Annotated in this window: 16 protein-coding genes; 10 read left to right on the forward strand and 6 right to left on the reverse strand. The window is 62.4% G+C overall.

What is annotated here, in order from left to right:
• Positions 1-78 precede the first annotated feature (78 nt).
• Both RQP54_RS15360 and RQP54_RS15365 read right to left on the reverse strand, forming a co-directional pair.
• Positions 79-1764, reverse strand: coding sequence for an acyl-CoA dehydrogenase family protein (locus tag RQP54_RS15360; RefSeq protein ID WP_315679261.1), 1686 nt, complete (start codon positions 1762-1764; stop codon positions 79-81).
• Positions 1761-2621, reverse strand: a complete 861-nt coding sequence (locus tag RQP54_RS15365) for a PaaX family transcriptional regulator C-terminal domain-containing protein (RefSeq protein ID WP_315679262.1) — start codon at positions 2619-2621, stop codon at positions 1761-1763. Before RQP54_RS15365 ends, RQP54_RS15360 begins: the two co-directional genes overlap by 4 nt.
• 540 nt (positions 2622-3161) lie before the next feature.
• Between RQP54_RS15365 and rlmD the strand changes: the two genes are divergently transcribed.
• A complete protein-coding gene (gene rlmD / locus RQP54_RS15370; protein ID WP_315679263.1) occupies positions 3162-4589 on the forward strand; it encodes a 23S rRNA (uracil(1939)-C(5))-methyltransferase RlmD in 1428 nt (475 codons plus the stop codon).
• A gap of 19 nt (positions 4590-4608) precedes the next feature.
• Here the strand turns inward: rlmD and RQP54_RS15375 are convergent, their stop codons facing one another.
• The gene (locus RQP54_RS15375) at positions 4609-4971 is read right to left on the reverse strand and encodes a hypothetical protein (RefSeq protein WP_315679264.1); all 363 of its coding nucleotides are present in this window, start codon (positions 4969-4971) and stop codon (positions 4609-4611) included.
• Between the two features lie 122 nt (positions 4972-5093).
• On the reverse strand, positions 5094-5789 hold the full coding sequence (locus tag RQP54_RS15380) for a Bax inhibitor-1/YccA family protein (RefSeq protein WP_315679265.1): 696 nt from the start codon (positions 5787-5789) through the stop codon (positions 5094-5096).
• A 207-nt stretch (positions 5790-5996) separates the two neighbouring features.
• Between RQP54_RS15380 and RQP54_RS15385 the strand changes: the two genes are divergently transcribed.
• Entirely contained in the window at positions 5997-6401 is a 405-nt protein-coding gene (locus RQP54_RS15385; protein ID WP_315679266.1) for a heme-binding protein, read from the forward strand.
• Between the two features lie 55 nt (positions 6402-6456).
• On the forward strand, positions 6457-7467 hold the full coding sequence (locus RQP54_RS15390; protein WP_315679267.1) for a D-glycerate dehydrogenase: 1011 nt from the start codon (positions 6457-6459) through the stop codon (positions 7465-7467).
• Between the two features lie 51 nt (positions 7468-7518).
• On the opposite strand, the gene RQP54_RS15395 is transcribed toward RQP54_RS15390, so the two are convergent.
• Positions 7519-7962 (reverse strand): universal stress protein, encoded by a 444-nt coding sequence (locus RQP54_RS15395; RefSeq protein ID WP_315679268.1) that lies wholly within the window; start codon positions 7960-7962, stop codon positions 7519-7521.
• Positions 7963-8089: 127 nt separating this feature from the next.
• Between RQP54_RS15395 and RQP54_RS15400 the strand changes: the two genes are divergently transcribed.
• From RQP54_RS15400 to RQP54_RS15430, 7 genes are all read left to right on the forward strand, one after another.
• On the forward strand, positions 8090-10423 hold the full coding sequence (locus RQP54_RS15400) for a cation-translocating P-type ATPase (protein WP_315679269.1): 2334 nt from the start codon (positions 8090-8092) through the stop codon (positions 10421-10423).
• Positions 10423-10560 carry a cbb3-type cytochrome oxidase assembly protein CcoS gene (gene ccoS / locus RQP54_RS15405; protein ID WP_315679270.1) on the forward strand — a complete coding sequence of 46 codons (138 nt, stop codon included), beginning with the start codon at positions 10423-10425 and terminating at the stop codon, positions 10558-10560. The genes RQP54_RS15400 and ccoS overlap by 1 nt, the downstream gene beginning before the upstream one ends.
• 90 nt (positions 10561-10650) lie before the next feature.
• A complete protein-coding gene (gene ccoN / locus RQP54_RS15410) occupies positions 10651-12087 on the forward strand; it encodes a cytochrome-c oxidase, cbb3-type subunit I (protein WP_315679271.1) in 1437 nt (478 codons plus the stop codon).
• An 11-nt stretch (positions 12088-12098) separates the two neighbouring features.
• The gene (ccoO, locus tag RQP54_RS15415; RefSeq protein WP_315679272.1) at positions 12099-12722 is read left to right on the forward strand and encodes a cytochrome-c oxidase, cbb3-type subunit II; all 624 of its coding nucleotides are present in this window, start codon (positions 12099-12101) and stop codon (positions 12720-12722) included.
• Between the two features lie 18 nt (positions 12723-12740).
• Positions 12741-12878, forward strand: coding sequence for a cbb3-type cytochrome c oxidase subunit 3 (locus RQP54_RS15420; RefSeq protein ID WP_315679273.1), 138 nt, complete (start codon positions 12741-12743; stop codon positions 12876-12878).
• A 20-nt stretch (positions 12879-12898) separates the two neighbouring features.
• The gene (gene ccoP / locus RQP54_RS15425) at positions 12899-13798 is read left to right on the forward strand and encodes a cytochrome-c oxidase, cbb3-type subunit III (protein ID WP_315679274.1); all 900 of its coding nucleotides are present in this window, start codon (positions 12899-12901) and stop codon (positions 13796-13798) included.
• A 78-nt stretch (positions 13799-13876) separates the two neighbouring features.
• Positions 13877-14134: a hypothetical protein gene (locus RQP54_RS15430; protein WP_315679275.1), complete on the forward strand. Its 258-nt coding sequence runs from the start codon at positions 13877-13879 to the stop codon at positions 14132-14134.
• A gap of 37 nt (positions 14135-14171) precedes the next feature.
• Here the strand turns inward: RQP54_RS15430 and fnr are convergent, their stop codons facing one another.
• The gene (fnr, locus tag RQP54_RS15435) at positions 14172-14894 is read right to left on the reverse strand and encodes a fumarate/nitrate reduction transcriptional regulator Fnr (RefSeq protein WP_315679276.1); all 723 of its coding nucleotides are present in this window, start codon (positions 14892-14894) and stop codon (positions 14172-14174) included.
• Positions 14895-14971: the final 77 nt, after the last annotated feature.

Consider the following 14971-nt stretch of genomic DNA (forward strand, 5'->3'; position numbering starts at 1 on the left):
TGTATATTGCGTGGATAGCTATTAAGTTGGTAGCGTCTTGGGGGCGGCCAAAGGCCGGTGAACCCAGCCTCGTATCGATCACCCCATACGCGGCGTAGCCCGCGCAATGATCCCAGCCACATCAACGCCGCGTGGCAGGGTGCCGTACTGGGTGTCCACCTTGTCGCCCAGGCGCGCGGCCACAAAGGCGTCGGCCACGAAGCCCGGGGCGTGGCGCACCAGCAGCGAAGCCTGCAGCGTGACGGCCATCTTTTCCACCACGTGGCGGGCCCGGTACTGCAGGTCGGAAAGGTCGGCAAACTCGCGCTGCAGTGCGGCCACCTGGGCGTCCAGCGTGGCGTTGGCGCCGCGGCTCATCGCCAGTTCGGCAAAGTAGGCATCCACCACGGCGGGGGTCTTGCCCATAGCGCGTAGAACGTCCAGGCACTGGATGTTGCCGCTGCCTTCCCAGATGGCGTTGACCGGCGCTTCGCGGTACAGGCGCGGGAACATGCTGTCTTCCATGACGCCGCTGCCACCGATGCATTCCATGCTCTCGTAGGCATGCTGCGGCGTGCGCTTGCAGATCCAGTATTTGCCCACGGCCGTCACCAGGCGCACCAGCAGGTCCTCGTGTTCGCTTGTGCTCCGCTGGTCCAGGGCGCGGGCCACGCGCATGGTCAGCGTGAGCGCCGCTTCGCTTTCCAGCGCCAGGTCGGCCAGCACGTTCTGCATCAGCGGTTGCTGGTTGAGCTTGGCACCAAAGGCACTGCGGATGGAGCAGTGGTGCAGAGCCTGCGACACCGCCATGCGCATGCCCGCGCTGGAGCCTACCATGCAGTCAAAGCGCGTCATGGCCACCATTTCAATGATGTTGCGCACGCCGCGGCCTTCTTCGCCCACCATCCAGGCCAGTGCGCCGCGCAGTTCGGTTTCCGACGATGCGTTGGAGGCATTGCCCATCTTCTTCTTCAGGCGCAGCACCTGCATGGGGTTCTTGCTGCCGTCCGGGCGCCAGCGCGGCAGCAGGAAGCAGGACAGGCCCTTGTCGGTGTGCGCCAGCACCAGGAAGGCGTCGCACATGGGGGCCGATACAAAGAACTTGTGGCCCACCAGTTCGTACAGCTGGCCGGGGCCGCCCTGGCCCACGGGGTAGGCGCGCGTGGTGTTGGCCTGCACGTCGGAGCCACCTTGCTTTTCGGTCATGGCCATGCCGATGGTCACGCCCTGTTTCTGCTCCACCGGCAGGTTGCGCGGGTCGTAGACGCGGGCGGTGATCTTGGGTTCCCACACCGCTGCCAGGTCCGGCTGCAGGCGCAGGGTGGGCACGGCAGCAAAAGTCATGGTGATGGGGCAGCCGTGCCCGGCTTCTACCTGGCTCTGCATGTAGGTGTGGGCGGCGCGGGCGACATGGGCACCGGCGCGCGGCTGGCTCCATGGTGAGGAGTGCAAACCATTGCGGATGGCGGTGTCCATGAGCTGGTGGTAGGCCGGGTGGAACTTCACCAGGTCCACGCGGTTGCCAAAGCGGTCGTGGGTGTCGAACTCCGGCAGGTGCTTGTTGGCCAGGGTGCCCTGTTCCAGGTAGGCGGCCGAGCCGGTGAGTTCGCCGAAGCGCACCAGCTCGTCCTGCGCCCAGGCCGCACCTTCGCGCGCCACGGCCTCCTGCAGGGCCCGGTCCTGCAGGTACATGTTGTAGTCGCCAAGTTCGGTGCCGACATTGATGACCTCGTGGGTTTGGGCCAAGTAGCGGCTGTGCAGTGCGGGCTCGGTGATGGCGTTCATGGTGTCGTCTCCAGGGCGGGTGTGGATGAAGGGGCGCGGCCACTGCGGGCCACTGCGGCGAAAAATTCCCGCCAGATGGCGCGGCCACGTGCATCGAAGGCGATGGCGGCGTCCATGAAGCGGTTGCGTGCGGCCTCGTCCACCAAGGGCGCGGGCAGCAAGGGGTCAAAAATGAGCTGGCGGATGGCCGCACCGCCCAGCACCAGGCTTTCGCGGGCGGCCTGGCCCAGATCCAGCGTGGGGGTGCGTTCCAGCCACTGTGCCAACTGCGTCTCCGAGGCCTGGTAGCCGCGGTTGAGCGCGTCGCCGTCCCAGAGCTGGGCCATCGACTGCTGATCGGTGGGGCTGAAATCACGGGTGCAGAACACGCTGGCGCCGGCATGTAGGCCCACGGCCAGCAGGCGCTGGCGCAGGGCCGAAAGGCTAGGCTCCAGGTTGTCGGGGCGCAGGTGCAGGCCCGCTCCCCAAGGAGCAAAGCCCAGAAGGTGCAGGGCGCGAGCGTGCTGGCGCTGGGCGGTCTTGTCGGCGGGCAGGGGCTGCGGGCTGTAGACCGCCACGAAGTCGCCACTCCATGGCCGCAGGCGCTGGCGGGCCTGGCGCCACTGTGCCACGTCGGCCGCCAGATTCTGGCTGGCGCTGCCGAGCTGGTACTGACCGCGCCGGGGGGAACGCGCCATATCAGTGGCCGTGAGCCGGGCCAGCGTCACTCGGATATGGTTTTCGCTGATGCCGAACAGGGCGGCGGCGGCCAGCAGGTGCGCCACCGGTACGGCGCCATCGCCTTCGGCCAGCAGCAGTTCCAATACCAGGGACTGCGGTGACATGGGGTCGCGGCGGTAGAGCGGGTGGTCGAGCATTGTTTGAATATTACATAATTATTTTAAAAATGCAAAATTGATGTAATGAAATGGATTTTTTGGGAACCATGGGGCGTTGGCATGGTTCGGAGGTGTTGCCTTGCAGGCGGCTTCCTCACTTCCACCCCCTATCCCCCAGCCCCTTTCCACCCTCGCCAGGGTGGAAAGGGGAGCCGAACAGCCACATTTGGCAGTCACGGTAAACAAGGGAAGTGCACGCGTGAAAGCCGTGTGGGCGATGTGCAAGCTGAAAAGACTATTGTTGCTACATATTTGGTAGCTTACTGCGCAATATGTACGATGGCTACAGGCCAATTTGGCATGAAAATCCTGCCTCAACGCCAATCGGCACGTGCACACCCTTCGTTTGCACACGCGGCCAAATGTGGCTGTTCAGGCCCCCTCTCGCCCGGCGGGGCGAGAGGGCGGGGGGTGAGTGGGGGAAGTGAGGAAGCTGCCTGCAAGGCAAAACCTCCGAGCCCCAGCACGACCCCATGGTTCCCCCAAAAAACCAAGCCCAGCGTCTGGGACAATCGCACCATGACAGAAGCAATCGACAAACAACAAGACAGCGGCCTTCCACCGGACGCCTTGCTGGTAAAGGCGCTGGACCTGGAAGCGCAGGGCGTGGCCCACCGCGCCGACGGCAAGGTGGTGTTCATTGACGGTGCGCTGCCGTTCGAGGCGGTCAGCGCCACCATCTTCCGCTCCAAGACCAGTTTCGAAAAGGGCACGCTGAACCAGATCTACCGCGAGTCGGCCCAGAGGGTGCGCCCGGCCTGCCCGCATTTCGGCTTGTCGCCACAGTCCTGCGGCGGCTGCAAGATGCAGCACATGCACCCGGCCGCCCAGGTGGCGGTGAAGCAGCGCGTTCTGGAAGACAACCTGCACCACATCGGCAAGGTGCAGCCCGACAACATCCAGCGTCCCATCGAGGGACCGGCCTGGGGCTACCGCTACCGTGGCCGTCTTTCGGTGCGCTTCGTGCGCAAGAAGGGTGAAGTGCTAATCGGATTTCACGAGCGCAAGAGCCAGTACGTCGCCGACATGAAGAGTTGCCAGGTACTGCATCCGGGCGTGAGCGCCTTGCTCATGCCGTTGCGTGCGCTGATCCAGTCGATGGACGCCGTGGAAGACATTCCGCAGATCGAGCTGGCCGTGGGCGACCGCGCAGGAAGTGGCCCCGACGTGATGGCCCTGGTATTGCGCCATATGCTGCCCTTGTCCACTGCCGACCTGAAGCGCCTGCGCGACTTCGCCGCCGCCCACCCCGGTGTGCAGTGGTGGTTGCAGCCCAAGGGGCCGGACACGGTTGCGATGCTGGACGAAGGCGGTGACCAGCTGGGCTACAGCCTGCCGCAGTTCGGCATCGACATGCCGTTCAAGCCCACCGACTTCACCCAGGTGAACCCGCACATCAACCGTGTGCTGGTGCAGCGGGCGCTGGGGCTGCTGCAGGTGCAAAAGACCGAACGGGTGATCGACTGGTTCTGCGGGCTGGGCAATTTCACACTGCCGCTGGCCACCCAGGCGCGCGAGGTGCTGGGCGTTGAGGGCGCCGAGTCGCTGGTGGCGCGTTCACGCCAGAATTACCAGCACAATCAGGCCCTACGCCCCGAACAACAAGCGCTGGCAACTACCAAATTCGTAGCGCGCAACCTGTTCGAGATGACGCCTGAAGTGCTGGTGCAGGACAGTCGGGCCGACAAGTGGCTGGTGGACCCTCCGCGCGAAGGCGCCTACGCCCTGGTGCAGGCCCTGGCGGCACAGATTGCCAGTGGACCACACCCCGACTGGGTCCCGCCCACGCGCATCGTCTACGTGAGCTGCAACCCGGCCACGCTGGCGCGAGATGCGGGTGTGCTGGTGAACGAGGCCGGTTATGTGTGCAAGTCGGCCGGGGTGGTGAACATGTTCCCCCACACCGCCCACGTGGAAAGCATCGCGGTGTTCGAGCGTACGCTCTGAGCGCCCGGGCTGTGCGCCGTCAGTGACCGGAGCTGGCCTTTTTCTTGGCCGGCTTCTCCTCGATGATTTCCTCTTCCTTGGGGGCCGGTGGCGTTGTGGCGGCTGGCGTGACTTCAATCTTGGCGGGGACCCCTTCCACCTTGTTGTCCCGCATGTACTGGTCCATTTCCTTCCAGCCGGCAAACACTGCCGATTTGGACGCCTTGGGATTGAGTACGTAGCAGTCCTCGATACTGCGCAGCCCGTAGCGGCATGCACTGCCGATGGCGCGTGCGTCGGCTTCCTTCTGGACGGCCTTGGGGTCTTCCAGGAGTTTGTTGATTTCCTCGACGCAACCTGTCAGTAGCAGGGTGGGGAGGAGCAAAAGGGCTGTGCGTCGCATTGCGTACTTGGAGTCGGCTCGTAGTTATTTTCGGCAATTTTTGCGGGCAATTGAGTGTCTTCTGCGGTGCCTAGGCAAAGAAAAGGGCCCCGAAGGGCCCCCACTTGCGCACAAGACGGTGATCAGTCGCGCTCGCCGCCGAAGATGCCCAGCAGTGCCAGCAGGCTCTGGAACACGTTGATGACGTCCAGGTACAGGGCCAGGGTGGCGCTGATGTAGTTGGTTTCGCCACCGTCCACGATCTGCTTGAGGTCGTACAGCATGTAGGCGCTGAAAATGCCGATGGCGGCGACCGACAAGGCGAGCATGCCTGCAGTAGAGCCGACAAACATGTTGATCAAGCTGCCGACAAGCAGCACGATGAGACCCACGAACAGCCACTTGCCCATGCCAGAAAGGTCGCGCTTGATGACGGTGGACAGGCTAGCCATCACAAAGAACACGCCGGCAGTACCGCCAAAGGCCGTCATGATCAGCTCCGGGCCATTCTTAAAACCGAGCACCGACGCAATCAGGCGAGAGAGCATCAGGCCCATGAAGAAGGTGAAGCCCAGAAGCACCGGTACACCCGCTGCGGAGTTCTTGGTCTTTTCGATGGCGTAGATAAAGCCAAAGGCTCCAGCAAGGAAAAAGAGCATGCCGAGCACGCCGCCAATGGACTGCGTGATGCCCGTGGCTACACCAATCCAGGCGCCCAGAACGGTGGGAACCATGCTGATGGCCAGCAACATGTAGGTGTTGCGCAGGACTTTGTTGCGCTCTACGGTCGAGAGGCCATAGCCCAGGCTTTGGCCCATGGTGGTCACACGATCGGTCATTTGCATTTACTCCTTTTGAGATCCCGGTCTTGCCGCGATGGAAGACAGGTGAGGACATTGTACGAATCCACAAGGGTCCCATGCCAGAACGGTGTGAAGGCCCGAAGCCGTGCGGGGCTGTTCAAGGTCTTTTCCTGGACTGCGTTGGTGTGGTGGCGCGAAGGCGCTATGCTTGCAGTTTTGTATACAAAATCAGGAGACTTCACCATGAAGACCAAGCACACCCTGGAATTCGCCGACGTCCAAACCATCATGGCAGCCGCGCAAGCCGAGGCGCAGCGCAATCAGTGGGCTGTGAGCATCGCCGTCGTGGATGACGGTGGCCATATGCTGGGGTTTACGCGCCTGGATGGCGCCGCGCCGATCTCCGCCCATATCGCGCCGGCCAAAGCCCGCACGGCGGCCATGGGCCGCCGTGAAAGCAAGGTCTATGAGGACATGATCAATGGCGGGCGCACTTCATTTCTCAGTGCGCCAGACCTGGCAGGCATGCTGGAAGGCGGGGTGCCGATCCTGAAAGACGGTCAGTGTCTGGGCGCGGTGGGGGTGAGCGGTGTCAAATCGACCGAAGACGCCCAGATCGCCAAGGCGGGCATCGCCGCCTTGGGTTGAGTTGCTATTGATATGATAGCTGTTTGTCCTGTATTCTCAAGGGCGGGAGCTTGGTTTGACTACTGAAGTGCAACCTTTGCGGCGGATTCTGGTGGCCCAGCCCGTATTCGAGGAAGTGCTGGAGCGCCTGCGTGCACATTTTGACGTGGTGGACAACCAGTCTGGACAGGTCTGGAGCGGACCAGCCTGGGTGCAGCGGCTGCAGGGTTTCGATGGGGTCATGTGTTTCGGCGTGGAGCCCATCAACGCCGAGGTACTGGCGCAGTGCCCCGGGCTGCGCATCTGCGCCAACATGACGGTGGGCTACAACAACTTCGATGTCCCGGCCATGACGACCGCCGGGGTGCTGGCGACCAATGCGCCCGATGTGCTGACTGAAACCACGGCGGACTTTGGGTTTGCCTTGCTGCTGGCCACGGCGCGTCGGGTCTGTGAAGGGGAGCGTTTCCTGCGTGACGGCCGCTGGGAGCGCTGGCGCTACGACATGCTGGCCGGTGCCGATGTCCACGGCACCACGCTGGGCATCGTGGGCATGGGGCGTATCGGCCAAGCCATCGCGCGCCGCGCGGCGCTGGGTTTTGGCATGCGGGTGATCTACCACAACCGTTCGCGCCTCGCACCCGCGGTTGAGCAAGGCCTGGGTGCGCAGTGGCTGGGGTTGGGTGAACTGCTGGCGCAGGCCGACCATGTCATGCTGGTCGTTCCCTACAGTGCACAGACCCACCACCTGATCGGTGCGGCAGAGCTTGCGCACATGAAACCGACCGCGACCTTGGTCAACATTGCCCGCGGAGGCGTGGTGGACGACGCGGCCCTGGCTGAAGCCCTGGTGCACCGGCGCATTGCCGCCGCGGGGCTGGACGTGTTCGAAGGCGAGCCGGCGGTGCATCCGGCATTGCTGGCTGCGCCGAATGCAGTGCTGACGCCGCACATTGCCAGTGCCTCTATTCCGACCCGCCGTGCCATGGCAGAACTGGCTGCGGATAACCTGATCGCCTACTTTTCCCGCGGCGAAGCGCGTACCCCCCTAAATATCGAGGTGCTATCCAAGTTCAGGTCGCTCTGAAACCTGTAGCTGTCTACGCATACTTCGTGCGGGCTACAGGCCTATTTGGCACTATTTCAGCACCAGTACCGGCACCTCAGAATGGGTCAGCACCTGCTGGGTTTCGCTGCCCAGCAGCAAGCGCTTGATGCCTCGTCGGCCGTGGGAGGCCATGATGACCAGGTCGCAGCCGAGTTTGTCGACAGTGGCCAGCACCGCATCGGAGACCACGTCCCCGCGGACTGTGAGTGGCTTGACCTGCACCCCTTTTTTGGCGCCAAGTTTGGCGATGGCGTCCACCACCATCTGGCCCTCGTGGGCCCAGTGCGCTTCGATCCGGCTGATGTCCTCGGCGGCCAGGGCGATGCCGCCTTCGAAGTAGCTTTGCGGGTAGCGCGGTACCACCTTGAGTGCCACCAGTTGGCAGCCGCACAGCTTGGCCAACTCCAGTGCGTGCCCGACGGCCTTTTTCGATAGTTTGGTTCCATCGGTCGTTACCAGAATGCGTTGGTACATGGGGTGCCTCCTCTAGGGCAGTATTGCCGAAGGAAACTGTAGAGGCAAGCTTGTGAGGGATACTTGATGTGAATCAAATTCCTCCGTGGTGCCTCCACGCACAATCGCGGCCACTTTCCCTTATCCCATGTCAAGTTCTGAATCGGTTCCGATGGATGAATCTGTGCCGCAGCGGTTGCGCGGCGATGCACAGGTGCCGGAGCGCGACCTGCGTTTGCTGGATGATCCCGATGAATGGTCGGGCTTCAGCCGCCCTTGGGCCAAGGACACACGCTATTGGGAATCAAACGTGCTGGTGCAGGGCATGCACTGCACGGCCTGTTCCCTGAGCGTCGAGGACGTGCTGCGCGAGACACCGGGTGTGGTGGGTGTGCAGGTGGGGGCCGCCAGCGGCCGGGCGCGCGTGGTGTGGTCGGCCCAGCAGACGGTGCCGTCGCGCTGGATGCGCAGCGTCGAGTCGGCCGGCTACTGCCTGGTGCCCGCCAACGACGCCTTCAGCTTGGAGCGGCGCACGCTGGAAACCCGCGCTGCCCTGTGGCAATGGATGGTGGCCGGCCTGTGCATGATGCAGGTCATGATGTACGCCTACCCGGCCTACATTGCTGCCCCGGGCGACCTGACGCCCGAGATGGAAAAGCTGCTGCGCTGGGCCTCCTGGGTGATCGCTTTGCCCGTCATGCTGTTTGCCAGCGGTGGTTTCTTCCGCAATGCCTGGGCCGACCTGCGCCATCGGCGCATCAGCATGGACCTGCCGGTGGCCTTGGGTATCGGCATCACGTTCGCGGTGAGCACGGCTGGCACCTTCGACATGCAGGGAATCTTCGGCCGGGAGGTGTTCTTCGACTCGCTCACCATGTTCGTGTTCTTCCTGCTGTCGGGACGCTGGCTGGAACTGCGCCTGCGAGACCGTACCGCCGGAGCGCTGGAAGCCGTGCTGAACCGGCTACCTGACAGTATCGAGCGCCAAGGCCCGGACGGGGCGTTTGAACGGGTTGCGGTACGCAGGGTAAGGGTGGGGGACGTGGTGCGGGTACAGCCCGGCGAATCCTTTCCGGCCGATGGGCAAATCACCTGGGGGCATACCCAGGTGGACGAAGCCCTGCTTACGGGAGAGTCGCACCCGCTGGAGCGGGGCGAGGGCGATGCCGTGGTCGCCGGCAGCTTCAACCTCAGTGCCTCGGTTACCGTGCGGGTGCAGCGAACGGGTGCGGACACCCGTTATGCACAGATCGTCGAACTGATGGAACAGGCGGCTACCAGCCGTCCTGCGCGAGCCCGTTTGGCCGACCGGCTCGCCAAGCCCTTTCTGGTATTTGTTCTGCTGGCCGCGGTGGCAGCCGCCGGGTTCTGGTGGGGGCGTGACCCTGGCCACGCCATCATGGTGGCGGTCGCGGTGCTCATCGTCACTTGCCCCTGCGCCCTTTCCTTGGCCACGCCCGCGGCCATGTTGGCCTCGGCCGGTGCCTTGGCCCGTGCCGGCGTGCTGGTGCGGCAGCTCCAGGCGCTGGAAACCCTGGCACAGGTCGATACCGTGGTATTCGACAAGACCGGTACGCTGACCGAGTCCGCCATGGGGTTGGAGGCCGTGCGCTGCCGGGCGGGACTGGCGCAGTCTGATGCATTGGCCTTGGCTGCCGCCTTGGCGATCCATTCCCTGCATCCGGTATCGCGGGCGCTGGTGGCTGCTGCCAGGCAGGGGGGCGCGCAGGGGTACCGCTGCGATGGTGCCCAGGAATTGGCTGGGCAGGGCGTGCTTGCCACCTCGGTGCATGGCGATGCTGCCCACTGGTTGCCGCGCGGCGACCTGCGCCTGGGCTCGGCTGCATTTTGCCGACTGACGGATCTTGCCTCGGCGCAGGGGCGTGTGCACCTGTCCGATGACGATGGCTGGATCGCGTCCTTCGCGCTGGCCGAACAGATGCGTGACGACGCGTTGCAGACCGTGCGTGGACTCGCAGCGCAGGGAGTCGATGTCCATCTGTACTCGGGGGACAGCGATGTGGTGGTTCAGGCGATGGCCTCCAAGCTCCAGGTGGCGCATGCCCGCGGGGAACTGACACCGGATGGCAAGCTGGCTCTGGTGCGCACCATGCAGGGCACCGGTCGTGTCGTCGCCATGGTGGGTGACGGCGTCAATGACGGACCCGTGCTGGCAGGGGCCAACGTCTCCATCGCGCTGTCCCATGGCGCGCCGTTGCTGCAATCGCGTTCGGATTTCGTTGTGGTGGGCGACAGCTTGTTGCCTGTGCTGCAAGTTCTGGTACTGGCGCGCAAGACGCGCCGGATCGTGGGACAGAACCTGTTGTGGGCCCTGGTCTACAACGCTGCCTGTATCCCTTTGGCCGTGCTGGGGTATCTCCCGGCTTGGGCTGCAGGGCTTGGCATGGCCAGCAGTTCCTTGCTGGTGGTGCTGAACGCATTGCGGTTGTCACGTCTACCGCAATTGGCAAGGAGCCAGTAATGGAGATCCTGTATTTTCTGGTTCCCCTGTCGGTGATTCTGGTTTACCTCATCATTGCCGGTGTCTGGTGGGCCATACACCGTGGGCAATTTGATGAAATCGATGTGGAAGGGGAGCGAATATTAAGAGATTCCTAATTTTTGTAGGGTTTTTACGGTAGACTTGATAACTGTCAAGTTTGTTTCTGGTAAGCAAATTTGATGCAAATCAATTTCATTGAGGTGGATATGGCATTTCAGAATCAACAAGCTACTGTCTACAACGACACCGTTGTACGACAGTTCGCCATCATGACGGTGGTGTGGGGGGTCGTGGGCATGCTGGTTGGCGTCATTGTGGCGTCCCAGCTTGCCTGGCCTGAACTCAATTTCGGCATTCCGTTCCTGACCTACGGTCGTCTGCGTCCCCTGCATACCAATGCAGTGATCTTCGCTTTCGGTGGTAGCGGTCTGTTTGCCACGGCCTACTACATCGTCCAGCGCACCTGCCAAGTCCGCCTCTTCGGTGACAAGCTCGCGGCCTTCACCTTCTGGGGCTGGCAGCTGGTCATCCTGCTGGCCGCCATTTCCCTGCCGCTGGGTTTCACTACCGGTAAGGAATATGCCGAGCTGGAGTGGCCGATTGACATCCTGATCACCCTGGTCTGGGTGGCCTTTGCCGTGGTGTTCTTCGGCACCATCGGCACCCGCAAGGTCAAGCACATCTATGTGGCCAACTGGTTCCTGGGCGCGATGATCATCGCCGTGGCCCTGCTGCACCTGGTCAACAGTGCGGCAGTGCCTGCAGGGTGGATGAAGTCCTACTCGGTGTACGCCGGTGTGCAGGATGCCATGATCCAGTGGTGGTATGGCCACAATGCCGTGGGCTTCTTCCTGACCGCAGGCTTCCTGGGCATGATGTACTACTTCATGCCCAAGGCTGCTGGCCGTCCGGTCTACAGCTACCGCCTGTCCATCGTCCACTTCTGGGCCCTGATCTTCACCTACATGTGGGCAGGTCCTCACCATCTGCACTACACCGCACTGCCTGACTGGACCCAGTCCGTCGGCATGCTGTTCTCCCTGATCCTGCTGGCTCCCTCCTGGGGCGGCATGATCAACGGCATCATGACCCTGTCGGGCGCATGGCACAAGCTGCGTGACGATCCCGTGCTGCGTTTCCTGATCGTGTCCCTGTCCTTCTATGGCATGTCCACCTTCGAAGGTCCCATGATGTCCATCAAGACCGTCAACGCCCTGAGCCACTACACCGATTGGACCGTGGGCCACGTGCACTCCGGCGCCTTGGGTTGGGTGGGTCTGGTGACCATGGGTTCCATGTACTACCTGATTCCCCGCCTGTTCGGCCAGAAGCAGATGTACAGCGCCAAGGCGGTGGAAGTCCACTTCTGGATGGCCACCATCGGTATCGTGCTGTACATCGCCGCGATGTGGATTGCCGGCGTGATGCAGGGTCTGATGTGGCGTTCCATCAACGCCGACGGTACCCTGACCTACACCTTTGTGGAGTCGGTCAAGGCTTCCTACCCCTTCTACGTGATTCGCGTGCTGGGTGGTCTGCTGTATCTGGGTGGCATGGTGGTCATGCTCTGGAACTCGCTCAAGACCGCGACCAATGGCCGCGCCAATGACGTCAGTATCCCTGCCGTTGCGGCCCACGCTTAAAAGGATTGATCATGGCAAACAACGCCCAAACTGAAACCTTTCACGCAAAAATCGAGACCAGCAATTTCCTGCTGATCGTCCTGATCCTGTTGGCCCTGCTGGCTGGTGGTCTGGTGGAAATCGTTCCGCTGTTCTTCCAGAAGTCGACGACCCAGCCCATCGAGGGTGTCAAGCCCCTGACCGCATTGCAGTTCGCGGGCCGTGACATCTACCTGCGCGAAGGTTGCTACAACTGCCACTCGCAGATGATCCGTCCGTTCCGTGCGGAAACCCTGCGCTATGGCCACTACTCGGTCGCTGGTGAATTCGTCTACGACCATCCGTTCCAGTGGGGCTCCAAGCGCACAGGTCCGGACCTGGCGCGTGTCGGTGGCCGTTACTCGGACAAGTGGCATGCGGACCACCTGAACAATCCGCGTGATGTGGTGCCTGAGTCCAACATGCCGGCTTACCCCTGGCTGAAGGACAACAAGGTGGATCACGAGTCCTTGCCCAAGCACATGGCTGCGGTGGCAAAGGTCGGTGTTCCCTACACCGCTGAGCAGATCGCTGCGGCCTCGGAAGAGGTCAAGGGCAAGACCGAGCTGGAAGCGCTGACGGCTTACCTGCAGTCCCTGGGCCTGGCCCTCAAATAAGCACGGTGGAGCATGACGATGGATATCAATACCTTGCGCTCCATCACCACGGTGGTGGGCCTCGTCGTGTTTGTCGGCATCGTGTGGTGGGCATGGTCTTCCAAGCGTAGTTCGGAGTTTTCCGAAGCGGAAAACCTGCCTTTCGAGCAAGAATGATTCACGGATAAGGAGTCAACATGAGTGACTTTACAAGTAACTTCTGGTCGCTGTGGGTGGCCGGAATCACGATCGCGTCGATCGCGTTCTGTGTGTTTGTGCTGTGGGCGTCAGCCCGCATGAAGGTGCATACGGCTGCCGATGGCACGACCGGGCATAGCTGGGACGAAGGCACGCTGGCGGAAATCAACAATCCGCTGCCGGGCTGGTGGACCTGGATGTTCGTCATCACCATCGTGTTTGCGGTGGGCTACCTCTACATGTACCCGGGCCTGGGTACCAATGCTGGCAGCTTCGGTTGGTCTTCTGCTGACCAGTACAAGAAGGAAGTCGAAGCTGGCATGGCCAAGGAAGCTCCCTTGTATGCCAAGTTCGCCGCCATGAAGGTGGAGGAAGTCGCCAAGAACCCCGAAGCCATGGCCATCGGTGAGCGCCTGTTCATGAACAACTGCGCTCAATGCCACGGCTCCGATGCCAAGGGCGGTATCGGCTACCCCAACCTGACCGACAAGGACTGGCTGTACGGTGGCGCGCCCGAGAACATCGTCGAAACCATTACCAACGGTCGCAATGGCGTGATGCCCCCCATGGCCGCCGCTGTGGGCTCAGCTGACGATGTGAAGAACGTGGCCAACTATGTTCTGAGCCTGTCTGGTTCTGCCCATGACTCTGTGCGCGCCAACCTCGGCAAGGAAAAGTTTGCTGCCTGTGCCGCCTGCCACGGCCCCGATGGCAAGGGCATGCAAGCTTTGGGTGCTCCGAACCTGACCGACAACATCTGGTTGCATGGTGCCGGTGAGTCGGCCATCATCCAGCGCATCAACGAAGGCAAGAACAACGTGATGCCGCCGCAAGGCAATCGCTTCACCAAGGACCAGATCCACGTGCTGGCAGCCTACGTCTGGGGCAAGTCCAACTAAACGGGACCATCCTTACAATCGACAGGGGTGCGGCGCTTGGGCGTTGCACCCCTATTTTTTCTCGCTTAGGACACTGTGATGACCCAATCCAAACCCGACAACGCGAATCAACCTGCCTGGAAGAACCCCTATGTCTGGATGGTGCTGGGTGGCCCCTTGGTGGTGGTCGTGGCCAGCATCACCACCTTCTTCATTGCAGCCAGGAATCCGGATCCTGTACTGGAAACGCGCGCCAAACCCAACGGCACCGTGTCGACGCCGGCAGAAGACGCCATGGTCCCTGCTGTGCAGGGCCGTAACCATGCCACTACCGGTGGCGTACCCCAGAAGAACTGAGGTCCGGGTGTTCTCCGCCTTGAGGCGCGGCGCCTGGTCAGGCGTCGCTGCCGGGCGGATTGACCAGGTCTTTGAGGGCCTGGGTGTCGAGGATGCGGACGTGGCGCTGCTTGACCTCGATGATGCCTTCTTCCGAGAACTTGGAGAAGGTGCGGCTGACGGTTTCGAGCTTGAGCCCCAGGTAGCTGCCGATTTCCTCGCGTGTCATGCGCAGCACCAGCTCGGACTGGCTGAACCCCCGGGCATGCAGGCGCTGCACCAGGTTGAGCAGGAAGGTGGCGAGGCGCTCTTCCGCCCGCATGCCCCCCAGCAGCATCAGTACACCGTTCTCACGCACGATTTCGCGGCTCATGATCTTGTGGACATGCCGCTGCAGTGAAGTCACTTCACGCGAGAGGTCTTCGATGCGGCTGAACGGCATGACGCACACTTCCGCATCCTCCAAGGCCACCGCGTCGCAGGTGTGTCGGTCGTGGACGATGCCGTCCAGGCCGATGATCTCGCCTGCCATCTGGAACCCGGTCACCTGGTCGCGGCCGTCTTCCGTGCCTACGCAGGTCTTGAAAAAGCCGGTTCGGATGGCATACAGGTTCGCGAAAGGCTCGCCGTTCTGGAACAGGGTTTCGCCACGCGCCACCTTGCGGCGGTTGGCGACCAGGTCGTCAATGCGTTCCAGTTCGGCATCGCTCAGGCCGACTGGCATGCAGAGCTCGCGCAGGTTGCAGTTCGAGCAGGCGACTTTGAAAGTGTGGGCGGTCATGCTGATTCCAATTTCCGGTCCCCGATTGTCCACTATCAGGCACGTCCGTTGACCTACATCAAGTCAAAGACCGTGTG

It is taken from the genome of Curvibacter sp. APW13, from assembly GCF_032337135.1.
In the GTDB taxonomy this organism is placed as follows: domain Bacteria; phylum Pseudomonadota; class Gammaproteobacteria; order Burkholderiales; family Burkholderiaceae_C; genus Allorhodoferax.